The 25,600-nt window shown below is 63.5% G+C and carries 28 protein-coding genes and 1 tRNA gene; 13 read left to right on the top strand and 16 right to left on the bottom strand.

What is annotated here, in order from left to right:
* Positions 1–42 precede the first annotated feature (42 nt).
* Positions 43–729: a M48 family metallopeptidase gene (locus AC2FNS_RS01430; protein ID WP_093962334.1), complete on the bottom strand. Its 687-nt coding sequence runs from the start codon at positions 727–729 to the stop codon at positions 43–45.
* A gap of 203 nt (positions 730–932) precedes the next feature.
* Here AC2FNS_RS01430 and AC2FNS_RS01425 point away from each other — a divergent pair, with 203 nt between their 5' ends.
* A complete protein-coding gene (locus AC2FNS_RS01425) occupies positions 933–2,417 on the top strand; it encodes an inorganic phosphate transporter (RefSeq protein WP_496711787.1) in 1,485 nt (494 codons plus the stop codon).
* A gap of 19 nt (positions 2,418–2,436) precedes the next feature.
* Here AC2FNS_RS01425 and AC2FNS_RS01420 read toward each other — a convergent pair whose 3' ends face one another.
* From AC2FNS_RS01420 to AC2FNS_RS01400, 5 genes are all read right to left on the bottom strand, one after another.
* Positions 2,437–3,621: a vWA domain-containing protein gene (locus AC2FNS_RS01420; RefSeq protein ID WP_496711788.1), complete on the bottom strand. Its 1,185-nt coding sequence runs from the start codon at positions 3,619–3,621 to the stop codon at positions 2,437–2,439.
* 4 nt (positions 3,622–3,625) lie between these two features.
* Positions 3,626–3,796, bottom strand: a complete 171-nt coding sequence (locus AC2FNS_RS01415; protein WP_496683914.1) for a hypothetical protein — start codon at positions 3,794–3,796, stop codon at positions 3,626–3,628.
* Between the two features lie 23 nt (positions 3,797–3,819).
* Positions 3,820–5,169: a DUF2927 domain-containing protein gene (locus tag AC2FNS_RS01410; protein WP_496711789.1), complete on the bottom strand. Its 1,350-nt coding sequence runs from the start codon at positions 5,167–5,169 to the stop codon at positions 3,820–3,822.
* Positions 5,166–5,612 carry a GNAT family N-acetyltransferase gene (locus AC2FNS_RS01405; protein ID WP_496711790.1) on the bottom strand — a complete coding sequence of 149 codons (447 nt, stop codon included), beginning with the start codon at positions 5,610–5,612 and terminating at the stop codon, positions 5,166–5,168. The genes AC2FNS_RS01410 and AC2FNS_RS01405 overlap by 4 nt, the downstream gene beginning before the upstream one ends.
* Positions 5,613–5,733: 121 nt before the next feature.
* A complete protein-coding gene (locus AC2FNS_RS01400) occupies positions 5,734–6,579 on the bottom strand; it encodes an AAA family ATPase (RefSeq protein ID WP_496711791.1) in 846 nt (281 codons plus the stop codon).
* Positions 6,580–6,958: 379 nt separating this feature from the next.
* Between AC2FNS_RS01400 and dksA the strand changes: the two genes are divergently transcribed.
* Together dksA and AC2FNS_RS01390 are read left to right on the top strand one after the other, a co-directional pair.
* Complete coding sequence (dksA, locus tag AC2FNS_RS01395; protein WP_496683923.1) at positions 6,959–7,381, top strand: RNA polymerase-binding protein DksA; 423 nt, start codon at positions 6,959–6,961, stop codon at positions 7,379–7,381.
* 71 nt (positions 7,382–7,452) lie between these two features.
* Positions 7,453–8,604: an FAD-dependent oxidoreductase gene (locus AC2FNS_RS01390; protein ID WP_496711792.1), complete on the top strand. Its 1,152-nt coding sequence runs from the start codon at positions 7,453–7,455 to the stop codon at positions 8,602–8,604.
* Between the two features lie 4 nt (positions 8,605–8,608).
* On the opposite strand, the gene xth is transcribed toward AC2FNS_RS01390, so the two are convergent.
* The gene (gene xth, locus AC2FNS_RS01385; protein ID WP_496711793.1) at positions 8,609–9,388 is read right to left on the bottom strand and encodes an exodeoxyribonuclease III; all 780 of its coding nucleotides are present in this window, start codon (positions 9,386–9,388) and stop codon (positions 8,609–8,611) included.
* A 283-nt stretch (positions 9,389–9,671) separates the two neighbouring features.
* A complete protein-coding gene (locus AC2FNS_RS01380) occupies positions 9,672–9,995 on the bottom strand; it encodes an iron-sulfur cluster assembly accessory protein (protein WP_490360192.1) in 324 nt (107 codons plus the stop codon).
* Between the two features lie 76 nt (positions 9,996–10,071).
* Here AC2FNS_RS01380 and AC2FNS_RS01375 point away from each other — a divergent pair, with 76 nt between their 5' ends.
* The 7 genes from AC2FNS_RS01375 (at position 10,072) to AC2FNS_RS01345 (ending at position 16,952) form a co-directional block, all read left to right on the top strand.
* Positions 10,072–11,229 (top strand): deoxyguanosinetriphosphate triphosphohydrolase, encoded by a 1,158-nt coding sequence (locus AC2FNS_RS01375; protein WP_496803754.1) that lies wholly within the window; start codon positions 10,072–10,074, stop codon positions 11,227–11,229.
* Positions 11,230–11,311: 82 nt separating this feature from the next.
* Entirely contained in the window at positions 11,312–13,057 is a 1,746-nt protein-coding gene (gene argS, locus AC2FNS_RS01370) for an arginine--tRNA ligase (RefSeq protein WP_496711795.1), read from the top strand.
* Between the two features lie 88 nt (positions 13,058–13,145).
* Positions 13,146–14,210, top strand: coding sequence for an SPOR domain-containing protein (locus AC2FNS_RS01365; RefSeq protein ID WP_496711796.1), 1,065 nt, complete (start codon positions 13,146–13,148; stop codon positions 14,208–14,210).
* The gene (gene nagZ / locus AC2FNS_RS01360) at positions 14,207–15,214 is read left to right on the top strand and encodes a beta-N-acetylhexosaminidase (RefSeq protein ID WP_496682254.1); all 1,008 of its coding nucleotides are present in this window, start codon (positions 14,207–14,209) and stop codon (positions 15,212–15,214) included. The genes AC2FNS_RS01365 and nagZ overlap by 4 nt, the downstream gene beginning before the upstream one ends.
* Complete coding sequence (locus tag AC2FNS_RS01355) at positions 15,204–15,998, top strand: segregation and condensation protein A (RefSeq protein WP_496682257.1); 795 nt, start codon at positions 15,204–15,206, stop codon at positions 15,996–15,998. Before nagZ ends, AC2FNS_RS01355 begins: the two co-directional genes overlap by 11 nt.
* Entirely contained in the window at positions 15,991–16,650 is a 660-nt protein-coding gene (scpB, locus tag AC2FNS_RS01350) for an SMC-Scp complex subunit ScpB (RefSeq protein ID WP_496682259.1), read from the top strand. The genes AC2FNS_RS01355 and scpB overlap by 8 nt, the downstream gene beginning before the upstream one ends.
* Positions 16,651–16,712: 62 nt before the next feature.
* Entirely contained in the window at positions 16,713–16,952 is a 240-nt protein-coding gene (locus tag AC2FNS_RS01345) for a hypothetical protein (RefSeq protein WP_496682261.1), read from the top strand.
* A gap of 3 nt (positions 16,953–16,955) precedes the next feature.
* Here the strand turns inward: AC2FNS_RS01345 and AC2FNS_RS01340 are convergent, their stop codons facing one another.
* From AC2FNS_RS01340 to AC2FNS_RS01305, 8 genes are all read right to left on the bottom strand, one after another.
* Positions 16,956–18,035: a 2'-deoxycytidine 5'-triphosphate deaminase gene (locus tag AC2FNS_RS01340; RefSeq protein WP_496711797.1), complete on the bottom strand. Its 1,080-nt coding sequence runs from the start codon at positions 18,033–18,035 to the stop codon at positions 16,956–16,958.
* A gap of 61 nt (positions 18,036–18,096) precedes the next feature.
* Positions 18,097–18,173: transfer RNA gene (locus tag AC2FNS_RS01335), tRNA-Pro, on the bottom strand.
* Between the two features lie 61 nt (positions 18,174–18,234).
* Positions 18,235–18,834, bottom strand: a complete 600-nt coding sequence (locus AC2FNS_RS01330; RefSeq protein WP_496711798.1) for a MerR family transcriptional regulator — start codon at positions 18,832–18,834, stop codon at positions 18,235–18,237.
* A gap of 18 nt (positions 18,835–18,852) precedes the next feature.
* Positions 18,853–19,155, bottom strand: a complete 303-nt coding sequence (gene ihfA, locus AC2FNS_RS01325) for an integration host factor subunit alpha (protein WP_496682267.1) — start codon at positions 19,153–19,155, stop codon at positions 18,853–18,855.
* Between the two features lie 97 nt (positions 19,156–19,252).
* The gene (locus AC2FNS_RS01320) at positions 19,253–20,224 is read right to left on the bottom strand and encodes a beta-ketoacyl-ACP synthase III (RefSeq protein ID WP_496711799.1); all 972 of its coding nucleotides are present in this window, start codon (positions 20,222–20,224) and stop codon (positions 19,253–19,255) included.
* A gap of 19 nt (positions 20,225–20,243) precedes the next feature.
* Entirely contained in the window at positions 20,244–21,332 is a 1,089-nt protein-coding gene (plsX, locus tag AC2FNS_RS01315) for a phosphate acyltransferase PlsX (RefSeq protein WP_496711814.1), read from the bottom strand.
* 24 nt (positions 21,333–21,356) lie between these two features.
* A complete protein-coding gene (gene rpmF, locus AC2FNS_RS01310) occupies positions 21,357–21,563 on the bottom strand; it encodes a 50S ribosomal protein L32 (RefSeq protein ID WP_068331762.1) in 207 nt (68 codons plus the stop codon).
* A gap of 206 nt (positions 21,564–21,769) precedes the next feature.
* The gene (locus AC2FNS_RS01305) at positions 21,770–22,306 is read right to left on the bottom strand and encodes a YceD family protein (protein WP_496711800.1); all 537 of its coding nucleotides are present in this window, start codon (positions 22,304–22,306) and stop codon (positions 21,770–21,772) included.
* 83 nt (positions 22,307–22,389) lie between these two features.
* Here AC2FNS_RS01305 and AC2FNS_RS01300 point away from each other — a divergent pair, with 83 nt between their 5' ends.
* From AC2FNS_RS01300 to AC2FNS_RS01290, 3 genes are all read left to right on the top strand, one after another.
* A complete protein-coding gene (locus AC2FNS_RS01300) occupies positions 22,390–22,860 on the top strand; it encodes an outer membrane protein assembly factor BamE (RefSeq protein WP_496682273.1) in 471 nt (156 codons plus the stop codon).
* Between the two features lie 99 nt (positions 22,861–22,959).
* Positions 22,960–23,700 carry a GNAT family N-acetyltransferase gene (locus AC2FNS_RS01295; protein WP_496711801.1) on the top strand — a complete coding sequence of 247 codons (741 nt, stop codon included), beginning with the start codon at positions 22,960–22,962 and terminating at the stop codon, positions 23,698–23,700.
* 69 nt (positions 23,701–23,769) lie between these two features.
* Positions 23,770–25,581, top strand: coding sequence for an ABC-F family ATP-binding cassette domain-containing protein (locus AC2FNS_RS01290; RefSeq protein WP_496682277.1), 1,812 nt, complete (start codon positions 23,770–23,772; stop codon positions 25,579–25,581).
* Positions 25,582–25,600: the final 19 nt, after the last annotated feature.

Genomic DNA, 25,600 nt, shown 5'->3' with positions numbered 1-25,600 from the left:
ATCCCGGAGAGCGCGAGAGGCTGGCCTCTCGCTTCCTTACCCTCAGCCACGCTCCCAACGTTGCTCAAGGGCCTCCAGCGCGGCAATCCGCTCGTCCGTTTTGGGGTGGCTCATCAGCCAGGCCGGAACCACGCCCGCCCGTTGCTGTGTCAGATCCTCAAGCTTGTGAAACAGGGATTTCTGTGGCCCGATCCCGATTCCGGCCTTGGTCAGCAAGGCGGCTGCGTATTCGTCCGCCTCATACTCGTCCGCCCGCGACAGGCGCGAGGCCAGCAGCGCGGTCAGCGCATTTGCGATCCACGCGCCGATGAAGGGAATGAACCGGTTGAGAAGCATCATCAGCGCCGCCCGCATCGCGTTCTGACCGGAAAAATCGATCATCCGCCGCCGGGCATGGCCCAGCGCCACATGCCCCAGCTCGTGCGCGATGACGCTGGCCATCTCCTCGGCCGAGACCTCGCCGTTACGGAACTTGCGATAGAACCCACGGGTTATGAAGATGCGCCCGTCCGGCGCGGCCAGTCCGTTCACCGGGTCGATTTCGTAGATATAGACCGGCACGCGCGCCACATCCAAGGCGGCGGCCAAGCGGTCGGTCATGCGTTTCAATTCGGGATCGGCCAGCTCGGTCGACTTCGCATCCAGTTCGCGATGGGTGCGCCAGACGGAAATCCGATACATCACAATGGCATAGGCAATCGCCAGTAGAATTGGGGTCAGACGCAACATACCCCAGATATGGGCGGATCGGGATGCGGGGGCAAGTCGTTGCTCATCACTTTCGGGCAATGTGGGCGACTTAGGGCAGTCCGTGAGACGGAAATCGCCCGGCGTCAGATTGCAAATTCCATATTTCAAAGGTTGAAGCGAGGGCGAAACCCTTCTAGGGCAAGGCGCGCGCCGTGCCAGCGCGCGCTATGCAAGAGGGACAAATGGCCAATACAGACTCAGAAGCCCGGCACCTTGAAACATTGGATCGTGACCTGCGGCGGTTTTCCCGCCTCGAGGTCGCAACGGCGCAGGTCGGGCGGCCGTTTGTCGGATCGGGCATCGCATTCGTGTTTATCGTAATCGCCGGGATCACGGCTGCTTTGTTGTTCGGACAGGCCAGCAACACGATGATCGTCGTGATCGCGGCCATGTTCGGAGCTTACATGGCACTGAACATCGGGGCGAACGATGTGGCCAACAACATGGCTCCGGCGGTGGGCGCGAACACCCTGACCATGGGCGGCGCCATCGCGATTGCTGCAATTTTCGAAAGCGCCGGCGCCCTGATCGCGGGTGGAGACGTGGTCTCGACCATCGCCAAGGGCATCATCAATACCGAAAGCATGGGAACGGCAACTGTCTTCATTTGGGCCATGATGGCCGCGCTGCTGTCTGCCGCGCTTTGGATCAACCTTGCCACCTGGATAGGCGCTCCGGTCTCGACCACGCATTCGGTCGTGGGGGGCGTCATGGGGGCAGGGATCGCAGCGGCGGGGTTCGGTGCCGTCAGCTGGGGCAAGATGAGCCAGATCGCTGCAAGCTGGGTCATCTCGCCGGTTCTGGGCGGTGTCATTGCTGCTGCTTTCCTGTGGTTCATCAAAACCCGGGTCATCTATCAGGACGACAAGATCGCCGCAGCGCGCAAATGGGTTCCGGTTCTGGTCGGCATCATGGCCGGGGCGTTTGCCTCGTACCTTGCGCTAAAAGGCCTCAAACATCTGTTCAAGATCAACCTGCAGACGGCCCTGGTGATCGGCCTGGTCAGTGGCGTGCTGATCTGGTTGGTGACGATTCCGGTCATTCGTCGTCAGGCCGAGGGGCTGGAGAACCGCAACAAATCGCTCAAGATCCTGTTCGGTATTCCGTTGATCATTTCGGCGGCGCTGCTCAGCTTTGCGCATGGGGCCAATGACGTGGCCAACGCCGTCGGGCCTCTGGCCGCGATCGTTCAGGCCTCGGCGGTGGGTGATTTCACCCATGCGGTGAACATTCCGCCCTGGGTCATGATCATCGGCGCATTCGGCATCTCGTTCGGCCTGTTCCTGTTCGGACCCAAGTTGATCCGGGTTGTCGGCAGCCAGATCACCAAGCTGAACCCGATGCGGGCCTATTGCGTGGCGCTGTCGGCGGCGATCACCGTGATCGTAGCCAGCTGGCTTGGCCTGCCGGTCAGTTCGACCCACATCGCTGTTGGCGCGGTATTTGGCGTCGGGTTCTTCCGGGAATGGGACGCCGAGCGGCGCCTGATCAAGGCGCGCGGTGCCGTGCCGGAACGCCCGGTGCTTGCCCCCGAAGAGCGCCGCCGCCGCAAGCTGGTGCGCCGGTCGCATTTCCTGACGATCATCGCGGCCTGGGTGATAACCGTGCCCGCAGCGGCCCTGCTGTCGGGGCTGCTGTTCCTGGGAATTCAGGCAATCGCCGGGTAAGACCAAAGCCGGGCTGTCGCTACCGCGTCAGCTCGCGCATACCGCGTTCCAGCCCGGCCAGCGTCATCGGCACCATCCGGTCTTCGAATATCTCGCGGACCATGCCGATCGAATGGGTGTACTCCCAGTATTTCTCGGGCACCGGATTGATCCACAGGTTCGACGTCCACTGCTCGCGCGCGCGCTGCAGCCAGACCTGACCGGGCTCTGCGTTCCAGTGCTCGTTGGCGCCGCCGGGATAGGCGATCTCGTAGGGCGACATCGAAGCGTCACCAACGAAGATGCATTTGTAGTCGGGGCCATACGTCCGCAGCACCTCATGCGTGGGGGTCTGCGCATCCCACCGGCGTCGATTGTCGCGCCAGACGCCTTCGTACAGGCAGTTGTGGAAATAGAAATATTCCAGGTGTTTGAACTCGGCCCGCGCGGCCGAAAACAATTCCTCGACCACCTTGACATGCGGATCCATCGAGCCTCCCACATCGAGGAACAGCAGCACTTTCACCGCATTGTGCCGTTCGGGCCGGGTCTTGACGTCCAGGTATCCGTGCTCGGCCGTGGCGCGGATGGTGCCGTCGAGGTCCAGCTCTTCGGCGGCGCCCTCGCGGGCCCAGCGGCGCAGGCGTTTCAGCGCGACCTTGATGTTGCGGGTGCCCAGCTCGACCGTGTCGTCCAGATTGCGGAACTCGCGCTTGTCCCAGACCTTGACCGCGCGCTGGTGGCGGCTTTCCTTCTGACCGATGCGCACACCTTCGGGGTTGTAGCCATAGGCCCCGAAGGGCGACGTGCCCGCGGTGCCGATCCACTTGTTGCCGCCCTGATGGCGGCCTTGCTGATCCTTCAGCCGCTCGCGCAGTGTCTCCATCAGCTTGTCGAACCCGCCAAGCGCTTCGATCTCGGCCTTTTCCTCGTCTGACAGGTGCTTCTCGGCCATCTTGGCCAGCCACTCGGCTGGTATGTCCACAGCCTCAAGCACCTGATCCATGGTGATCTCGGACAGCCCCTCGAAGCTGGCGGCGAAGGCGCGGTCGAACTTGTCGATGTTACGCTCGTCCTTCACCATCGAGACACGGGCGAGGTAGTAGAACGCCTCGATGTCGTAGGTGGCCAGCCCCTTTTTCATCCCCTCCAGAAAGGTCAGGTATTCCCGCAACGAGACGGGGATGCCGGCTTTTCTGAGGTTTTCGAAAAAGGGAATGAACATCCGGTCAGCCCACCATCCGAACCAGGATCAACGACGCCACCAGCCCCAAAAGGGCGAAGGCGATGCCGTATCCGGCGGCGTATTGGGCGATGTCGGCCCCGCTGCCCTTGCGCCTGCGTGCCGTCAGCGCGCCCAGAATCGCTCCTACGATCGCCATGCCCCAAACCAGTCCCATTCGCTTGCCATCCGTTTGCTGTGTCACGGGTTGCGCAGCGCGATGTTCTGCACCAGCGCGCGCACCACCAATTCAGAACCGAAGGCGTAGCGCGCCCACCCCAGACTGTCCAGCCTGACGGCGCGTGCCGTCTCGGGGCGAGCGGCCTGATCCAGCGCTTCGGATTTCAGCAGCAGCAGGGTTGCAAGCAACGCGGCGTTTTCGGCCCGTCGCGCCGTTTCTATGGCCGTGTCCAGTTGCGGCAGCATGTCCGGCCCCTGGTCCCGTCCGAGCGCATAGGCTGCAATCTGGGCGATGACATGGGCCTGATGCACTTCGGTTCCGGGCGTATTGCGCAGGAATTGCATGGCAATCGCATATTCGCGCTGTGCGCCTTCGGGGTCGTCATACTGGATCATCCGGCCCTTGAGATAGTGCGGATAGGCGCGCCGGTGGTCGGTCCAGCCTTGCTGTTGGCCGATCCGCATCGCCCGGTCCAGCGCGCGCAGCAGCCGGGGCGAGGGCGCGCCGTTGCCCACCGCGATCTGCACCGCGTCGATCCAGGCGCGCGGTGTGGCCGATACCGCTTGGGCGGGCAGACGTGCGCCGCGCGGATTGAGGCGGGCGATCACGCCGGGGATCACTTGCGCGACCTCATCCCGCGTCATGCCGGTGCGTAGCTCGGGCGCATAGGCGGCCCGCAGGATCAGCATGTCGAACCCGGTCAGAGTGGTGTGGAAATTGTCGTCATTGAACACCGAATCCGGCAGGCGGTACATGTCGTTCAACGGACCCAGCGCCTGCGCCAGTTCTTCGTTCAGGCAATCGCGGATTTCCTGCGGGCTGACATCGTTGGGGATGAAAATGCCCAGCCGCTCGCGGCTGCGCAGGGCCGACCAGCTGCTTTTCGGTTTGCGCCTGTCGCGGCGGTATTCCTCTAGGCTTTGGGCGTTGGGTACGACGAAACAGGCCGCCTGCGGCAGAACGCGCTGGATCTGGCGCTGGGGGACGGCCTGGATGGTGATGTTGGCCGGCCCGTCCGGGACCTGCCGGATGTCGATCCCGGCCTCGGTGCGCAAGCGCGTCAGCACCCGGCTCAGATCGGCCTGCATGGTCGGGGCCGGCGTGCCCGTCAGGCGCAGCGTGATCGGAGTTTCGAACCGGGTGAACACGGGCAACGGGGTGCCGCTTTCCAGAAAGAAGAACAGGTCGAGAAAATCGGCGGCGATGTTGGCGTTCGCGCGCATGGGCGGAACCGGGCGCGGCGCGCCGAAGGACCTGGCCGGGGGCAGGGTGCTTTCGGTCGATTTGACCTCGGCGGGCAGTTCGATCGTTTCGACCGTACTGCAGCCAGCCAGCATCAAAGCCACAACGAAGGCCGCCAGCCTTGTCATGGACGCTGATATTTGATGAACGGGGTCAGTTGCCCGACCCTGTCATACAACCGGCGCGCAGCGTGGTTGAACTCTTGCGTCAACCAATAGACCGAGGGCGCGCCCCGGCGATCGGCCTCGGCATAGACGGCCTCGATCAGGGCGCGTCCGACGCCGGTGCCGCGCACCTGCGGATCGGCGTAGAGGTCCTGCAGGTAGCAGACATCCTCGGTCTTCCAGGCGTGGCGATGAAACAGGAAATGGGTCAGCCCCACCAACTGCCCGTCGCGCTCGGCCACAAGGCAGGAAAAGTCACGGGGGTCATCGCCCAGCAGGCGCGAGAAAGTGCTGTCATAGACCGCTTGCGGCAGCTCGGTTTCGTAGAAGGCCAGATAGGCGCGCCACAGAGCGGCCCATTCCGGCCGGTCCTGGGCGGTCAGAGGGCGAATGCACGGCTGGGTCACATTGGTGGCCTTTGCGGTCTGGTTGCTCGATTGGTGGCCGCGGAAGGGCGCGCGCCGATGCTGGCATCAGGTGCGCCCCAAGGCAAGCCGCGATCACGGAATGGTCAACGACCGGCGCGCTTCAGCGCTTGGCGCGCGCCATGAAGGCCAGCCGTTCGAACAGGTGCACGTCCTGTTCGTTCTTCAGCAGGGCGCCGTGCAGCTTGGGCAGGGCATTGACCCCGTCGCGCTTCAGGTCCTCGGCGTCCAGATCCTCGGCCAGCAAAAGCTTGAGCCAGTCCAGCACCTCGGAGGTCGAGGGCTTTTTCTTCAGCCCCTGCGTCTCGCGGATTTCGTAGAACTGGGTCAATGCGGTGGTCAGCAGCGCTTCTTTGATGCCCGGGTGGTGCACCTCGACGATGCGGCGCATCGTGGCCTCGTCGGGGAAGCGGATATAGTGGAAGAAACAGCGGCGCAAGAAGGCGTCGGGCAGTTCCTTTTCGTTGTTCGAGGTGATGATCACGATGGGGCGGGTTTTGGCCCGGATGGTTTCGCCGGTCTCGTAGACATGAAACTCCATCTTGTCGAGTTCCTGCAGCAGGTCGTTGGGAAACTCGATATCGGCCTTGTCGATCTCGTCGATCAGCAGCACGACCTTTTCGTCGGCCTCGAAGGCCTGCCATAGCTTGCCCTTCTTGATGTAGTTGCGGACGTCGTTCACGCGCTCGTCGCCCAGCTGGCTGTCGCGCAGGCGGCTGACGGCATCGTACTCGTAAAGGCCCTGCTGCGCGCGGGTGGTGGACTTGATGTTCCACTCGATCATCGTCAGTCCCAGCGCCGAGGCTACCTGCTTGGCCAGTTCGGTCTTGCCGGTTCCGGGCTCACCCTTGACCAGAAGCGGTCGTTCCAGCGTCACGGCGGCGTTCACCGCGATGGTCAGATCGTCGGTGGCAACATAGTCTGCGGTGCCTTCGAAACGTGTGGTCATGTGGCCCTCGTGATGATTGTCGCGCGGCGCGCTGGCAAAGAACTCGGGCACCGGGTTACCGGCAGGGGTGATCTTTTACAACCCGGGTCGCAGCGTCGCGGTTCGGGCCTGGCCAATCGAACCGCCCCCTGGTTGATTCGGATCACTCGGTTCGATCCGGCGTTGAACCTGCCGCAAAATGGCCGGATCCGTTTCACGAAAAAAGTCGTTTTCATACGCTAAGTCTCATGCTTGTACCAATTTCATCAGTGGCGTGCCGGGCTGGCGTTTGCATAGTGACATTCCCGCCCGCGTGGGATAAACGCTGCGCAGAAGGGGGTGCCGAATGTCAGGCGATACAACCGCAAAAGACGTTTCCGGCCATGCCAAGGGAGCAGATATGAAGCAGGAAGTTTTTCTGCCGGAAGACTACCGTCCGGCCGAAGATGAGCCTTTCATGAATGAACGACAGCTTGAGTATTTCCGTCGCAAGCTGCTGAATTGGAAACACGAACTTTTGGCGGGCAGCCGCGACACCATCGAGGGGCTGCAGGGCAATACCCGCAACATTCCCGATGTCGCCGACCGCGCCAGCGAAGAGACGGACCGCGCGCTGGAACTGCGGACCCGCGATCGTCAGCGCAAGCTGGTGGCCAAGATCGACGCTGCGCTGCGTCGTATCGACGAAGGCGAGTACGGCTATTGCGAGGTCACAGGCGATCCGATTTCGCTCAAGCGGCTGGATGCCCGTCCGATCGCGACCATGACGCTCGAGGCGCAAGAGCGGCACGAGCGTCGCGAGAAGGTGCACCGCGACGATTGATCGCTGGAACGTTCTGACGAATTCGAACGCCGGGGCCTGTGGTTCCGGCGTTTTTGCGTTATGCCAGCTGCATGAAGATCGACGGCTTGAAGTTTGTGGTGGTGGGCGGCGGGATCGGTGGCCTTGCGGCCGCCGTGGCGCTGCAACAGCGCGGTGCACAGGTGACTGTGCTGGAACAGGCGCCTGATCTGGCCGAGGTGGGTGCCGGGTTGCAGATCAGCGCCAACGGGATGGCGGTGCTGCGCGCGCTGGGTGTGGCGGGCTCTCCGCCCGAGGCCGCGCAGATCTCGTACGGAACCGTGTTGCGCGACTATCGGCGCGGGCGCGTCATCAGCCGGGTGCCGCCGCCTGCGGCCGGGGCGACGTATTACTATCATCGTGCAGACCTGCTGGACCTGTTGCGCGACGCGGCCTTGCGGACAGGGGTGGATCTGCGTCTGAACGCGCGGGTCACGCATGTGCGCAAACACCCCTCCGACGCCGAGATCTCGTTGCGCGACGGGACACGCCTCCGGGCCGAATGCGTCATCGCGGCGGACGGTGGGCGCAGCCATGTCCGCCCGGTTCTGAACGGAAGCGAGGCGCCCCGGTTCACGCATCAGGTCGCGTGGCGCGCGACAATTCCCTGGGCCGACCGCACGGCGACCCCCATGGCCACTTTGACCATGGGGCCGGGCCGTCACGTGGTGACCTATCCGGTGCGGGATCAATCGCAGATGAACATCGTCGCGATCGAGGAGCGTTCGGACTGGACCGAGGAAGGCTGGAAGCTGGAAGGCGATGTCGGCGACCTGCATGCGCGCTTCGCCGATTTCGGCGGGGTCACGGGGGAAATCCTTGCCCGCATCGACAAGGTGAACATCTGGGCGCTGTTCCTGCGTCCGGTGGCACAGAAATGGCAGAACGGGCGCGTGGCCCTGTTAGGTGACGCGGCCCATCCGACTTTGCCGTTCATGGCCCAGGGCGCATGCCTCGCGCTCGAGGACGCGTGGGTCCTCAGGCGTGCATTCGATGACCAGTCAGGTGTCCAACGCGCACTCGCAGCCTATGAAGCCAGGCGCCGCCCCCGCGCCCGCGCGGTGGTCGCTGCCGCCGCAGGTAACGCACGAAACTTCCACCTGAAAGGTCCGACGCGTATCGCGGCGCAGATGGCTTTGTCGCTGATCGGTCGCAGGCTGACGCGGCGATATGATTGGATCTACGATTACGATCCGACGGCGTGACGGGTCAGAGATCCAGATCGACCCAGATCGGAACGTGATCCGAAGGCTTTTCGTGCCCGCGTACCTCGGCGTCGATCCGGCAGTCCTGCAACAGGTCCGCGGCCTGCGGGGTCAGCAGGAAATGGTCGATACGGATCCCGTCATTCCGGTTCCAGGCGCCGGCCTGATAGTCCCAGAACGTATAGTGTCCGGGACCTTGGGTTCGGGCGCGGAACGCGTCAGTGAACCCGAGGTTCAGTATTTTTCGAAAGGCGGCGCGGCTTTCGGGACGAAACAGCGCGTCCTCGCGCCAGGCATCCGGGCGCTTGGCGTCTTCAGCCTGCGGAATGACGTTGTAGTCGCCTGCCATCAGGGCGGGTTCCTCGGCCTTCAGCAATTCGAGTGCACGTTGATGCAGCCGATCCATCCATGCCAATTTGTAGTCGAACTTTGGCCCGGGTGCGGGGTTCCCGTTGGGAAGGTACAACCCGCAGACCCGCAGAGCTTTCTTGCCCACGACGGTCGCTTCGATCCAGCGAGCCTGATCGTCGCCATCATCGCCTGGCAATCCGCGGGTGACATCCTCCAACGGAAGTTTAGACAGGATCGCGACCCCGTTGAAGCTTTTTTGACCGTGGGTTTCGACGTTGTAGCCGCGCTCCTCGAAGACCTCTCGCGGAAAGTTCTCGTCGACGGATTTGATTTCCTGCAACACGGCGACGTCGGGCTGTGCGTCGTCCAGCCAGCGCAGCAGGGCGTCGGCGCGGGCCTTGATGCCGTTGATGTTGAACGAGGCAATTTTCATGCGAGCCCTCCAGTTGAACCAAGGCCACCTATCGCGCAGAACCACCCCAACGGCAAGCAGTTAGCCGGGAATGCGAGGCTCTGCCTCGCGCTCCGGGATATTTGGTGCCAGATGAAGTAACGGTGTGTTAACCAGATCGTCGGAGAAAGAAGGGGCGGTACAGGCGGGGACGCCGATGACCGCGCCAGGTGAAGCCCTCCGGCTTTGGCGTCGGAGGGCCGACCTCCGCCTTCATCTGGCTAAAAGTATCCTGGGGGTGTGGGGGCAAAGCCCGTACGAGGCATTACATCGAGAAGGACGTGCCGCAGCCGCAGGATGAGGTGGCGTTGGGGTTGTCGATAACGAAACGCGCGCCGATCAACTCTTCGGTGAAGTCGATGGTGGCGTTTTCGAGGAAGGGCAGGGAAATTGCGTCGACGACGACCTTTTGGCCTTTGCCCTCCAAAACCAGATCGTCCTCTTTGGGCTCGTCCAGCGCGATTTCGTATTGGAAGCCGGAGCAGCCACCGCCTTCCACAGCGATGCGCAGCGCCTTGCCATTGTCGGCCGCGCCGATTTCAGCCAACCGCTCAAACGCGCGTTCCGTGACCGTGGGGGGCAGATTCATGCCGGACTCCAAAGGTTTCTTTCTTGACCATCGTACAATATAGAAAACCCGACGACGGGCGACAAGGACAAGACGATTGGAGCGAGCAGGTTTTGCCTCGGACCCCAGCCGCGCACGGGGGCGGTTGGTGCCAGAGGAGGAGAGCAGCTTTCGGTCCTGCTTTCAGCGGGACAGGGACCGGATCATTCACGCCAGCGCCTTTCGGCGGCTCAAGCACAAGACGCAGGTCTTTGTTGAGCACGAGGGCGACAACTACCGCACCCGGCTGACTCATTCCATCGAGGTGGCGCAGGTCGCCCGCACAATCGCGGGCGCTCTGGGCCTGAACCAAGAACTGACCGAGGCCGTCGCGCTGGCGCATGATCTGGGTCACACTCCGTTTGGGCATACCGGCGAGGACGCGCTGCACGCGCTGATGGCACCTTTCGGCGGGTTCGATCATAACGCCCAGGCCATCCGGATCGTGACGAGGCTCGAACGCCACTATGCCGAATTCGACGGTTGCAACCTGACATGGGAATGCCTTGAGGGGATCGCCAAGCACAATGGTCCGGTCACCGGCGATCTGCCCTGGGCGCTGGCCGAATGCAATGACGCCTTCGATCTGGAACTGCACACCCATGCCAGCGCCGAGGCGCAGGTGGCGGCGTTGTCCGATGACATCGCCTATAACAACCACGACCTGTTGGACGGATTGCGCGCCGGGCTGTTCACCGACGACGAGATCACGCAATTGCCCATCATCGGTGAATGCTACGCGGATGTGGATCGCAAGTACCCCGGCCTTGATCCCTATCGCCGGCGGCACGAGGCCTTGCGGCGCGTGTTCGGCGTGATGGTGTCCGATGTCATCGACACGTCCCGCGCCATTCTGGCCGCTTCAGGGGCGCAATCGGTCGAGGATATCCGCCACCTGGGCCAACCGGTCATCCGGTTCTCGGAGGGTCTATGGGCGCAGTTGCGCGAGATACGGGCTTTTCTGTTCACCCGCATGTATCGTGCGCCCAGCGTCATGGAGGTGCGCGCCCGGGTCAGTCGCGTGGTCGAGGAGCTGTTCCCGATCTACTTGAACGATCCCCGGCAGATGCCCCGGCACTGGCATGACGATATCGAGGCCGCAGCGGACGAAACCGAACTGGCTCGGATCGTGTCGGACTATATCTCGGGGATGACCGACCGGTTCGCGCTGCAGGATCACGCACGCCTGACTGGGAAAACACCGCTGGAGCGTTAGGCGCCCGCGTCCTTGGCCATCGCCCGCATTGACCTTGCCGCCTTGCGTGATAAACCGCCGGGCAAGCAAAAGGACATCCGAAATGAACCTGTTCTCTGATATCCGCGACCTTGTTCTGGACGCGTTGACCCAGATGCAAACCGAAGGCGCTCTGCCCGAGGGGCTGAGCTTTGACAACGTGGCGGTCGAGCCGCCGCGCGACGCGGCGCATGGCGACATGGCCACGAACGCGGCGATGGTGCTGGCGAAACCGGCGAAGATGAAGCCCCGCGACATCGCCGAGACGCTGGCCGCGAAGCTGGCCGAGGATGAGCGGATCACCAGCGCCGAGGTCGCCGGCCCCGGCTTTCTGAACCTGCGTCTGGCGCCGTCGGTCTGGCAGGGCGTTCTGGGCGCGGTGCTGGAAAAGGGCACCGACTATGGCCGCTCGACCATGGGGCAGGGGCTGAAGGTGAACGTCGAATACGTCTCGGCCAACCCCACCGGGCCGCTGCATGTGGGTCATACCCGCGGTGCGGTGTTCGGCGACGCGCTGGCCAGCCTGTTGGCGTATTCCGGCCATGACGTGACCCGCGAATATTACATCAACGATGGCGGCGCGCAGGTCGATGTTCTGGCCCGGTCTGCGTTCGAGCGGTACCGCGAGGCCAACGGCCTGAGCCCGGAAATCGCCGAGGGCCTGTATCCCGGCGACTATCTGATCCCGATCGGCGAGGCGCTGAAGGAGAAATATGGTGACAGCCTGTTGGACAAGCCCGAAAGCGAGTGGCTGGCCGAGGTGCGTGAATTCGCCACCGATGCGATGATGGATCTGATCCGCGCCGATCTGAAGGCGCTGGGCGTCGAGATGGACGTGTTCTTCTCGGAAAAATCGCTCTATGGCACCGGCAAGATCGAGGCCGCGCTGGAGGCGCTGAACGAAAAGGGCCTGATCTACGAGGGCGTTCTGGAACCGCCCAAGGGCAAGAAGCCCGAGGATTGGGAACCGCGTGAGCAGACCCTGTTCCGCTCGACCGCGCATGGCGATGACGTGGACCGCCCGGTCAAGAAATCCGACGGCAGCTGGACCTATTTCGCCCCCGACATCGCCTATCACTATGACAAGGTGACCCGCGGGTTCGACGCGCTGATCGACGTGTTCGGGGCGGACCATGGCGGCTATGTCAAGCGAATGAAGGCCGCCGTTTCGGCATTGTCGGACGGCAAAGTGCCGCTGGACATCAAGCTAACCCAGCTGGTCAAGCTGTGGAAGAATGGCGAGCCGTTCAAGATGTCGAAACGGGCCGGCAACTTCGTCACCCTGCGCGACGTGGTCGATCAGGTGGGCCCCGACGTGACGCGCTTCGTGATGCTGACCCGCAAGAACGACGCGCCGCTGGATTTCGATTTCGACAAGGTGCTGGAACAGAGCCGCGAGAACCCTGTGTTCTATGTTCAATATGCCCATGCCCGGGTGATGAGCGTGCTGCGCCGCGCCGCCGAGGCGGGCATCGACGCCACCGACGAAACCCTGCGCGGGGCAGACCTGGCGGCGCTGGATCACCCGGCCGAACTGACCGTGGCCAAGAAGCTGGCCGAATGGCCACGCCTGGTCGAGATCGCGGCCCGCACCAACGAGCCGCACCGCATCGCCTTCTATCTGTATGAACTTGCAGGGGATTTCCACGCCTTGTGGAACCGTGGCAACGACGAGCCCACGCTGCGGTTCCTGCAGGATGGTGATGTGGCCACAAGCCAGTCAAAAATAGCGCTGGCCCGGGCCGTTTCTGTTGTGATTTCAGCGGGCTTGGGTATTCTTGGGGTCACGCCGGCGCAGGAGATGCGGTAACCAACACCGCCCGAACCGCCGGTACGAGGTAGGCAAGAAATGACCCGCGCGCCGCGATTTCAGGCGCATTTCGGGCAGTGAGGCGGATATGGCACGTTACGATTTCTCGGGGCAGACAGGCCCCGAGCATATGCATTACTCGAATCAATTCACCGCTGAAGACGGGTACGAGCACCCCGGCGACATGCCGGATTTCGACGGGGCATCGGCCGGTGTCCCGGGCTTTGGCCGCATCGTGAATATTCTTGGCGCCGCGGCGTCCCTGGCGCTGGTGGCCGGGGTGGCAGTCTGGGGCTACAAGCTGGTGATGCGGGACGTGTCCGGCGTGCCGGTGGTGCGTGCGGTCGAAGGTCCGATGCGCGTGCAGCCCGAAAACCCCGGTGGAACGCCGGCCGATCATCAAGGTCTGGCGGTGAACGCCGTGGCGGCGGTCGGCACGGCCGCGCCGCCGGCCGACCGGCTGATCCTTGCCCCGCGCCCGGTCTCGCTGAGCGACGAGGACGCGCCGATGGGCACGTTGAAACCGACCCCGGCGGTTCTGAAGGTTGAAGAGACAATAACAAATCAGGAGGCCGCCGAGTTGCGGCAGGACGCGGTGGAGACGCTGGTTTCGGAATTGTCGGGTGATGTCCCGGCCTCTGCCGAGCTGGAACCGGGTGTGCAACTGGCCGCGCTGACCATGCCCGAGGACGAACCCGCCATCGACCCGGCCGATCTGGCCGCACAATTGCCCGACCCGGAGCTTGCCGCCTTGCCCGGTGTGCGGCGGTCTCTGCGCCCGCTGACGCGCCCCGCCGGGTTGCGCCGCGCCGCTCCGGTGGGTGGCGCAATCGACGCGGATGCGGTGAATGCCGCCGTGAAATCGGCAATGGGTCTGGATGTCGATCCCGACTCGCTGGCCAAGGGTACACGGCTGGCCCAGCTGGGCGCCTATGAGAGCCCCGATGTGGCCCGCGCTGAATGGGATCGCCTGTACCGCCGCTTTGGCGAGTACATGCAGGGGAAACAACGAGTTATCCAGAAAACCTCGAGCGGCGGTCGCACCTTCTATCGCTTGCGCGTGCATGGGTTTGCCGATCTGAGCGACTCGCGTCAGTTCTGCGCGGCGCTGGTGGCGCAGGATGCCGACTGCATCCCGGTTGCCGTGCGGTGAGGTACGGCGCCACGATCACTGATGCGGCGGGTCTGCGCCTGACGCCCGAAGAGAAGACGTTGTTTCGGCAGATGAACCCGTTCGGCTTCATCCTGTTCGCGCGCAACATCGACACGGCCGATCAGGTGCGCGCACTGTGCGACGACATGCGCGAGGCCGTGGGCCGCGACTGCATGATTACGATCGATCAGGAGGGCGGACGGGTGCAACGCCTGCGCCCGCCGCTGGCCCGTCAATGGCGTCCCCCGATGGATCATGCCGAACAAGCCGAGGGCCAGGCCGAACGCGCCATGTACCTGCGCTATCGCCTGATTGCGCACGAGCTGTTTTCGCTGGGCATCGACAGCAATTGCGCCCCGATGGTCGATCTGGCCCGACCTGAGACGCACGATTTCCTGCGCAACCGATGTTATGGCGGCGATGCGGCCACGGTCGCACGCCTCGGCCGAGCGGTCGCACAGGGGCACTTGGATGGCGGCGTTCTACCCGTCGTCAAGCACATCCCCGGCCACGGGCGCGCCACGCTCGACAGCCATTTCGACCTGCCGCACGTGGATGCGCCGCTGGACGACCTGATGCAGACCGATTTCGAGCCTTTCCGCGCCCTGAACGACTTGCCGATGGGTATGACAGCCCATCTGGTCTATGATCAGGTTGACGGAAAACCGGCCACGATTTCGCCTGCGATGATGCGGATCATCCGCGAGCGCATCGGGTTCGACGGGTTGGTCATGACCGATGACATCTCGATGAAGGCGCTCAGCGGATCGCTAGCCGATCTGTCGCAACAGGCGCTGTCGGCGGGCTGCGACGTGGTTCTGCACTGCAACGGGACGTTCGAAGAACGCGCCGAGGTGATGGAGGCCGCGGGCGAAATGTCCGAGGCGGCGCAAGCCCGCGCGGACCGCGCCTTGGCCCGGCGGCAAAGCCCCGAGGAACTTGACATCCGTACCGCCGAGACGGAACTATCCCGTCTGATGGGCGGGCAGGTGTATGACGGATAACCTTTTCAGCGAAGACCCGGTTTCGGTCGCCGATCGGCTGGCCGCCGAGGCGCTGATCGTGGACGTGGACGGGTTTGAAGGCCCGTTGGACGTGCTGCTGACCTTGTCACGGACGCAAAAGGTCGATCTTCGCAAAATCTCGGTACTGGCGCTGGCGCAGCAATATCTGGCCTTTGTCGAACGGGCCCGCGCCCTGCGGATCGAACTGGCCGCCGACTATTTGGTGATGGCCGCATGGCTGGCCTTTCTGAAATCGCGCCTGCTGTTGCCGCCCGACCCCGATGAAGAGGGGCCGACGGGCGAAGAACTGGCCGCGCACTTGGCCTTTCAGTTGGAACGCCTGCAGGCGATGCGCGATGCGGCCGCCCGCCTGATGGCGCGCGATCAGTTGGGGCGCGATTTCTTCAAGCGCGGGCAGGGCGAGGACGTGACCCGCATCCGCACGGTCACCTATTCCGCCACGTTGCTGGACCTGATGCAGGGCTATGCCCGCATCCGCACCCGTGACGAATTCCGGCCCTTCGTGATGGACCGCGATTCGGTCTTCACGATGGAACAGGCGCTGGAGCGAATGCGCCCGCTGATCGGATTTGCCGGAACCTGGACCGACATGGAAACCTACCTGCCCGAAGGCTGGGACGTTGACCCGATGCGGCGCCGTTCGGCAACGGCGGCGACGTTTGCGGCCTCGCTGGAGCTGGTCAAGGAAGGACATATGGAGATCAAGCAAAGCGAGACCTTTGCCCCGATCCAACTGCGCAGAAGGACGAAGCCCAGTGACTGACGCCCCCGAAGACGACGGCACCGGCACCCTGTTCGAAGCCCCCCCACTGGCTGAGCAGGAACGCATGGTCGAGGCGGTATTGTTTGCCAGCGCCGAGCCGGTGACGGTGGCCGATCTTGAGGCGCGGATGCCGCATGGCTGTGACGCCAAGCAGGCCTTGGAACTGCTGCAGAAACGCTATGAGGGGCGCGGGGTGCGCGTTGTTCGGGTGGGCGAGGCCTGGGCCATCCGCACGGCCCCCGATCTGGGGTTCCTGATGCAGAAGGAAACGGTCGAGACCCGCAAGCTGAGCCGCGCCGCCATCGAGACCCTGGCGATCGTGGCCTATCATCAGCCCTGCACCCGCGCCGAGATCGAGGAAATCCGCGGTGTGTCCGTGTCGCGGGGAACCATAGACCAACTGCTGGAAATGGAGTGGATCCGGCTGGGCCGCCGCCGCATGACGCCGGGGCGCCCGGTCACCTTCGTGGTGACGCCACAGTTCCTGGACCATTTCGGCCTGGAAAGTGCCCGAGACTTGCCGGGCCTTAAGGAATTGCGTGCTGCGGGGCTGTTGGAGAACCGCCCGCCGCCGGGGACCATGCCGATCGGCGAGGCCAATGAAGATGAACCCGGCGACGAAGACCAGACCGAATTGTTCGAGGAAGACTGAACGCGTCACCCTTTTGTCGGCGAATTCCCCGCCAGGTTTGACACCGAGGAACGGAGACCGGAATGAACGCAAACCGCATCATCGACATGATCGTTCGGCAAGTCGTGCGCCGGCTGGTCACGCGCGGCGTGGACAAGGGCCTCGACCTGGCCGAACGTATGGGACGCAAGTCCGGGCAGCCGGACGGACCGCGCGACCCCAAGGCCGACCGGTACATGGCGCAAAGTGCGCGCCGCCAAGCCCAGAGCATGAAGCAGGCCAGACAGTTGACCCGCCAGATGCGGCGGTTCATGCGGTTCTAGGGATTACTGGACCGACTTGAAATGCTTCGACAATTTCAGGCCCTGACCCTGATAGTTCGAAGCGATTCCCGCGCCGTACAGCTGAGTTGGCATCTCGGCCATGCGCTCGTAGACCAGCCGCCCGACGACCTGTCCGTGTTCCAGCACGAAGGGTGCCTCGTGGCAGCGGACTTCCAGCACGCCGCGTGATCCGGCGCCGCCGGCTTCGGCATGGCCAAAACCGGGATCGAAGAATCCCGCGTAGTGAACCCGGAATTCACCCACCATCGCCAGATAGGGCGCCATTTCGGCGGCATACATCGGCGGAATGTGGACCGCCTCGCGGCTGACCAGGATGTAGAACGCGCCCGGGTCCAGAATGATGCGCCCGTCGCGGGTGCGCACCTCTTCCCAGTAGTCCTGCGGGTCGTATTCACCGATCCGATCCAGCTCGATCACGCCGGTATGTGGCTTGGCCCGGTACCCGACCAGATCGGTGTTGGGAAGGCGCAGATCGACCGAAAACCCCAGCCCGTCCTGAATGACAGCCGGGCCGTCCACCAGCGGCGATTGCGCATGCAACGCAGCCAGATCCGCGTCGGACAGCACCGCCTGACCGCGGCGGAATCGGATCTGGTTCAGGCGCATGCCCGGACGGACCAGAACCGAGAACGAACGCGGACAGATCTCGGCATAGAGTGGGCCGGCATACCCGGCGGGAACGCGGTCGAACTCGGTTCCGCCATCGGTGATGGTGCGGGTCAGCAAGTCGAGCCGCCCGGTCGAGCTTTTGGCGTTGGCCACGGCGGTCACGTCGCCGGGCAGGGCCAGCGATTCCATCAGCGGTACCAGATACACGCAACCTTTTTCCAGTACCGCACCTTCCGAGATGTCGATGTGATGCATCTCGAACTCGGCCAGCCGGTCGGCCACGCTCTGGCCTTCGCCAGCCAGAAACGAGGCGCGCACACGGTAAGCCACTGTTCCCAAACGAAGATCAAGGCTGGCGGGTTGGATCTGGGCGGGGGTGATCGGCGGGGTCGCGGTGATCTCACCGGTGTCGATCATCGCTGCGATCTGCTGGTTCGGGCACACGCCGGTCATTCCGCTCCTCCCCTCAGCCGAAGGAGGCTCCGGCCCGTATTTTCTGAACGTCGGTGTGATTTGGTCGGGCTAGCAGGACTCGAACCTGCGACCTTCCGTCCCCCAGACGGACGCGCTACCAGGCTGCGCCATAGCCCGACGTTGAGGTGTTCATAATGATTTTCCCGGCAGGGGCAAGAGGAAAACATTACCTTTTTGCTCAACCCGCCAATTGCTGTTCGACCCGGTCCAGCCAGGCGCGCAGATCCTTGGCAACGGGCGCGATCCGGCGCAACGTGTCGGTGTCGAACTCGGTTTTCCGCCACGCCCGGGCTGCGATTCCGGCCTGCTGCGGCGTGGTCTCGGTCTTGGGTTTCTGCGACGCAGCGTGATCCCGGGCTTTGGGGGCGGCAGGTTCGCCCAAATTTTCGGCCTCGGTCGGTGATAGATCGAGGGCACCCTGCACCACGGCGGGGGGCTGCGGCAGCGGCACCACGTTCTCAGCTGCCTGGATTTCGATGGTCGGGGCCGGAGCCGCGCCATCGTCCAGTCCCGGCGACAGCGACGCGACGTAGGCCACGCCCTGTTCGCGCAGGATGCGTTGAACACCCTTGATGGTCACGCCATCCTCGTGCAGCAGCTTCTTGATGCCGCCCAACAGGCGCATGTCGTTGGGGCGGTAATACCTACGTCCTCCGGCCCGCTTGACCGGTTTGATCTGGCTGAACCGACTTTCCCAGAACCGCAGGACATGCGCCTGAACACCCAGCCAATCCGCAACTTCACTGATGGTGCGAAATGCGTCGGGAGACTTGCTCATGCCTGCCTTGCCCCGGACTTACTTGCGGTTTCCGGCCGCGACCCGATCCTTCATCAGATGCGAAGGGCGGAAGGTCAGAACGCGGCGCGGCTCGATGGGAACCTCTTCCCCGGTTTTCGGGTTGCGGCCGACGCGGGCCGACTTGTCCCTGACGCTGAACGTGCCGAAAGACGAGATCTTGACCTGCTCGCCGCGCACCAGCGCATCGGACATGTGGTTCAAAATGCTTTCGACAAGCTGCGCGCTTTCGTTGCGAGACAGACCCACTTCGCGAAACACGGCTTCGCTCAGGTCCATTCGCGTCAGTGTTTTTTCGCCCATGATTATTCCCCTGATGATGTACGACCATAGGGGCAGGGCAAATTCACTGTCAATATCAATGAATTGCGCGTGGTGGTGTAAGCAGGTTTGCGCCGCCCTACCAGCGCATCACCACCGCGCCCCAGGCCAGTCCGCCGCCGATGGCCTCGGTCACTATCAAGTCGCCGGGCTTGATCTGCCCGCGTTCCTTGCCCACCGACAGCGCCAGCGGGATCGATGCGGCCGAGGTGTTGCCGTGATCCTGAACCGTGACCACCACGTTATCCATGGGCAGCTGCAGCTTTTTGGCCGTGCCCTGAATGATGCGGATATTGGCCTGATGCGGGACGATCCAATCGACGTCGCCGCTTGTTAGCCCCGCGCGATCCAGCGCGGTGGTGGCCGTGGCAGCCAGTTTCTCGACCGCGTGGCGGAACACCTGGTTGCCCTGCATGCGCAGATAGCCGGTGGTCCGGTTCGAGACCCCGCCATCGACATAGAGCAGATCCTTGAACCGCCCGTCCGAATGCAGGTCGGTGGATAGAATGCCCCGGTCTTCAGGCGTTCCGGCGCCTTCCTGCGCCTCGAGCACCAGCGCGCCGGCGCCGTCGCCGAACAGAACGCAGGTGCTCCGGTCCGACCAGTCCATGATGCGCGAGAAGGTCTCGGCCCCGATCACGAGGATGCGTTTGGCCTGACCCGACAGGATCAGCGCGTTGGCGTTGGCCAGCGCAAAGACGAAGCCGGCGCAGACCGCTTGCACGTCAAAGGCAAATCCGCGGGTCATGCCCAGATTGGCCTGAACCATGGTCGCAGCGGACGGAAAGGTCAGGTCTGCGGTGGAGGTGGCCAGAACAATCGCGTCGATGTCGTCGGCGGTCAGCCCCGCATCGGTCAGCGCGGCCTTGGCCGCATGGGTCGCCATATCAGATGTGGTTTCGTCTTCGGCCGCGAAATGGCGGCGTTCGATGCCCGAGCGGGTCCGGATCCATTCGTCGGACGTGTCCAACGTCTTTTCGAACTCGGAATTGGGAATGATGCGTTTGGGTAGATAATGCCCGACACCAACAACGACTGAACGGCCTGCCATCTGAGGTCCTGCCTTTTTGTTATTTTTCGGTCTGCAGCGCAGATTGCGCAGCATCTTGTTCAAGCTGGGCAGTCGATGCAACCCGTGCGGCCAATTTTTCGGCAAAACCCGACCGTGCCAGGGTAAAAGCCAGCTTGATGGCCGCGGACACACCCGTGGCATCAGCGCCCCCGTGCGATTTGACCACTGTCCCGTTCAGCCCCAAGAACACCCCCCCGTTCACGCGCCGCGGGTCGATGCGCTTTTTCAGGCGCTGCAATGACGTGATCGCCAGCACCGAGGCCAGCCGGGACAGAGGAGAATAGCTGAACGCCTCTCGCAGAAGGTCGCCTATCAGGCTAGCGGTGCCTTCGCCCGTCTTGATCGCGACATTGCCGGTAAACCCGTCCGTCACAATGACATCGGCCTTGTCGCCGGGGATGTCGCTGCCTTCCACGAAGCCCACGAAATCGAAATTCGCCTGCTCGGCGAAGTCCGTGATCAACGCGTGCGCCTCTTTCAACTCGGCGCGGCCCTTGTGTTCTTCTGTACCGACATTCAGCAACCCGATGCGCGGACGCGCCAGGGCCATGCCGTTGCGGGCATACGAGGCCCCCATCAGCGCGTATTGCAGCAGATCCCGGGCATCGGCCCGCACATCCGCGCCCACGTCCAGCATCACGTTGAACCCCTGCGGATTGCGCGAGGGCCACAGGATCGCGATCGCCGGGCGGTTCACGCCGGGCAGCTTGCGCAGCCGCATCATCGACAGCGCCATCAGCGCGCCGGTATTGCCGCAGGATACGGCGCCGTGCGCCTCTCCGTTGCGCACCGAATCCAGCGCCGACCACATCGAGGTGTTCTTGCCGTTGCGCACGACCTGGCTGGGCTTGTCCTGCATCGTTACGACATCGGGACAATCGCGAAAAACGACGCGCCCTTCCAGAACGCGCCGTTTCGCAACAAGCTTGCGCAAGACGTCTTGGGGGCCGTGCAGCAGAAACCCGATATCGGGGTTCTTCTGCGCTGATTTCGCGATTCCAGCAACCACGACCGCGGGACCGGAGTCCCCGCCCATTGCGTCAACCGAGATGATGATCTTTCCGGTCTGCTCGGGCTGCGCCGTCATGCCAAAACCTGCGGTCAATCAGGCTCAGGCCGCGTCTTCGTCCAGGTCGATTTCGTCGGCCTGCGCCACGACTTCGCGGTCGTCATAGTGGCCGCAGGCTGCACAGACGTGGTGCGGGCGTTTCAGTTCGCCGCAGTTCGGGCATTCGTTCGGGTTTGCAGCAACCAGAGCGTCGTGTGCGCGGCGGTTGTTGCGACGCGACTTGGAAACTTTGTTCTGTTGGACGGCCATGGTCTCAACCTTTGTCTGACTGGGGGCTGCAGATTCGCTGCCAGCCCGGGTTTCATTCTTCGTTTTCTCGTGGTGTGACGCGCGTTTAGGGGACGAGCCCCGCGATGTCCAACCCAAATTCCGATGAGCGCGCGAAAATACTGCGATTCTCGACATGTTCAAGGGGTTTTTCTGACCGAGTGCTATGACAGGAAATCATGGCGCTGTCACTTGTCTTTTTTCAGCGCGTCGCGCAACCCGGCCAGCCCCGCAAAAGGCTTGGCATCGTCATCCGTCATGGCCTGTTTGCCCGGCTCGGTGAAAATTGCGTCATCCAGATGTGCGCCGTCCTTGCGGGGGTATTGCGGCAGCGCCAGCGCCAGCGCTTCGCGCATCACGGCACCGGGGTCGATCTCGGGGCCCAGGGGTTCGGTTTCGTCGTCTTCGGGCATCTCGAATTCGGGTTCGTCCGGCTCGGTCCAGTCCGACAGGAACAGGCGCCGCACGGGCGTTTCGATACGCGTGGTCACAGGGTCCAGCGTGACGACGCAGGGCTGGATCACGGTTGCGCCAAGGCGACCGGTCAGTTCCCAATCGCGTTTGCCGCGGGCCTTTATCTCTCCGACAAAGCTCAGCTTGCGCAGCCCCTGCAGGCCCAGATCCGCCCGGAGGACATCCAGTTCATCCGCTGCCGGGCGCAGATCGAACGGGACGGGGCTGTTCTGCGGCAGGTCCGCGACGCGCAAAGATGTTGCCTTGGCCATAGTGACCCTTTCCTGTGTTGAACCGGGGCATGGGTTTCTGTAATCGGATAGAAGCCGCAAGGGTGCAAGGCAAGAGGGTGAAGATGTCGAAGGTCGCGAACAAGCTGAAACTGGCGTTCGGAACGCTTGCCTGCGTGTCGGTGCTTGCGATGGCCGGATGCAGCCCGGTCTACAAGAACCACGGCTATGTCCCCACGCCCGAGGAACTGGCCGAAATCAAGGTGGGTGTCGATACCCGCGACAGCGTGGTCGAAAAGGTCGGCGCGCCCGGTGCGTCGGGGGTTCTAAAGGATTCGGGGTACTATTACGTCGCCTCGCGTGTCCGCCATTATGGCCCCAAACGCCCCGAAGTGGTCGAGCGGCAGCTGGTCGCCGTCAGCTTTGACCAGCGCGGGGTCGTGCGCAACATCGAACGGTTCGGGCTCGAGGATGGCTATGTCATCGTCCTGGACCGCCGCGTGACCGATTCGAGCGTTCAGGACAGGGGATTCCTGCGTCAGTTGTTGGGTAATATCGGCAGTTTCAATCCGGCAAACATCCCAGGCCAGAGCTGATCGTGCGTCCGGTCCCTCGGTCTGTCATGAGGCGGTTACAGACTTGGTGTTAGTGGCAGGCGGAACCTGGGAAAGTCAGATACCGCGGAGGGTGCGGCCATGGCCACGGATGTCTTGCTGAACAAGGGGAGGTATCGGGCGCGACTGGCCCGCACGCCCGAGGACATCGGCGCCGCGCAAGCGCTGCGTACGCTGGCTTTTCGCACCGCACGGAAAGACCGCGATGCGTTCGACCGGATCTGCACCCATGTGCTGGTCGAGGATCAGCGGGCCGGCGGGCAACTCGTGTGCTGTTTCCGGATGCTGGTCATGGATTGCGGGCACGAGATCGGCCGCAGCTATTCGGCACAGTTCTACGATCTGTCGGGCTTGCAGAACTTTCAGGGACGGATGGTCGAGATGGGCCGGTTCGCGGTGCATCCCGACCGGACCGACCCGGATATCCTGCGGGTGGCGTGGGGCGCGATGACCGTGTTTGTGGACCGGTGTGACATCCGGTTGCTGTTTGGTTGTGCGTCATTTGCCGGGACCGACACCGAGGCCTACTTGGATGCTTTCGCAATGCTCAAACATCGCCACCTGGCGCCCAAACGCTGGTTGCCGCGGGTCAAGGCGCCGGACGTGTTCCGCTTTGCCGCGCGGCTGCGGCGCCGGCCCGACGCGCAGAAGGCCATGCGGCGCATGCCGCCGTTGCTGCGCACCTACCTTATGATGGGCGGCTGGGTCAGCGATCATGCGGTTGTGGACCGCCAGCTGAACACGCTGCATGTCTTCACCGGCGTCGAGATCGGTGCGATTCCCGCGGCGCGGAAACGCCTCTTGCGGATGATCGCGGGCTGAAGCCGCGCCGCTGTCAAAAGGTGAGGCTGGGGCGTTGACGCCCAATGCCTGCCGGTTTAGCTGGCGCGTATGGCACGTATTCCTTTGTTGCAGATGTCCGGTATCTCGCTGACCTTCGGGGGCGAGCCGGTGTTTTCCGACCTGGACCTGGTAGTTCAGCCCGGCGACCGCGTTGCGCTGGTCGGGCGGAACGGCTCGGGCAAATCCACCCTGATGAAGGTCATGGCCGGTCTTGTCGAGCCGGACCGGGGTGAGATCGTTGTGCCGCCCGGCAAATCCGTGGGCTACATGGAGCAGGACCCTAATATGGAAGGCTTTGCCACGCTGGGCGACTATGCCGCCAGTGGGCTGGAACCAGGCGAGTTGTACAAGGTGGAACGGGCCGGTGAGGGGCTAAAATTCGACCCCTCGCGTGCGGTTCAAACCGCCTCGGGCGGAGAGCGGCGCCGTGCGGCGCTGGCCAAGCTGATGGCCGAGGCCCCCGACCTGATGCTGCTGGACGAGCCGACCAACCATCTGGACATCGAGGCCATCGGTTGGCTGGAGCGCGAACTGGGTGCAACGCGGGCGGCTTTTGTCCTGATCTCGCATGACCGCGCCTTTCTGCGAGCACTGACACGGGCAACCCTGTGGATCGATCGCGGTGTCGTGCGCCGGCAGGAGCAGGGGTTCGAGGCTTTTGAGGCCTGGCGCGACAAGATCTGGGAGGAAGAAGACCAGCAACGCCACAAGCTGGATCGGCTGATCAAGTCCGAATCCCGCTGGGCGGTTGAAGGGATCAGCGCGCGCCGCAAGCGCAATCAGGGCCGGGTGCGGGCGCTGCAAGCGTTGCGGGCGGAACGCGCAGCGCAAATCAAGCGTCAGGGCTCGGCGGCCATGTCTTTGGAATCCGGTCCGAAATCCGGGCGCAAGGTGATCGAGGCGCGGGGTGTCAGCAAGTCGTTCGACGGCAGGCCCATCGTACGCAACCTGGACCTGCTGGTACAGCGCAGCGACCGCGTGGCCTTTGTCGGCCCGAACGGAGTTGGCAAGACGACGCTACTGAAATTGCTGCTGGGCGAGGCCGCGCCGGACGAAGGGTCGGTGACTCTGGGCACCAATCTGGAAATCGCGGTCTTCGACCAGACCCGCGCGCAGTTGGACCCCGAGATGACCCTGTGGGACAGCCTGACCGGCGACCCCGAGATGCGCGTCTCGGGCAAGGCCGATCAGGTGATGGTGCGCGGCCAGCCCAAGCATGTGGTGGGCTATCTCAAGGAATTCCTGTTCGACGAGCGGCAGGCCAGAGCGGCCGTCAAGTCTTTGTCGGGTGGCGAAAAAGCGCGGTTGCTGCTGGCGAAGCTGATGGCGAAACCGTCGAACCTGCTGGTGCTGGACGAACCGACCAACGACCTGGATGTCGAGACGCTGGACCTGCTGCAGGAGTTGCTGGACGACTATGACGGTACCGTGCTGCTGGTCAGCCACGACCGGGATTTCCTGGATCGTGTGGCGACCACCACCATCGCGATGGAGGGCAACGGCCGCGCGACGGTCTATGCGGGCGGTTGGTCGGACTATATCGCGCAGCGCGGTGATCTGACCGAGAAAAGACCTGAGAAAACAAAAGAGAACAAGCCGAAAGTCAAGCAGGAAGCCAAGCCGAAAACCGGCCTGTCCTTTTCCGAAAAGCACCGGCTGGAGAAGCTGCCCGCCGAGATCGCGCGGCTGGAAGCCGAGATCGCCAAGCTGGAGGAGCTGATGTCGGACCCCGAGCTGTTCACCCGCGAGCCGGTGAAGTTCCAGAAGGCGACCGAGGCCCTTGTCGAGCGGCAGCAGAAGCTGGCCGCCGCCGAGGAGGAATGGCTGGAACTGGAAGAAAAGGCTGAGGCCGGGGCCTAGCCAGGCTCGACCCAAAGCG

It is taken from the genome of Ruegeria sp. BHSA191 (assembly GCF_059613325.1).
Note: the sequence above shows the minus strand (reverse complement) of the source record. Positions and strands in the feature narration are given on the sequence as shown.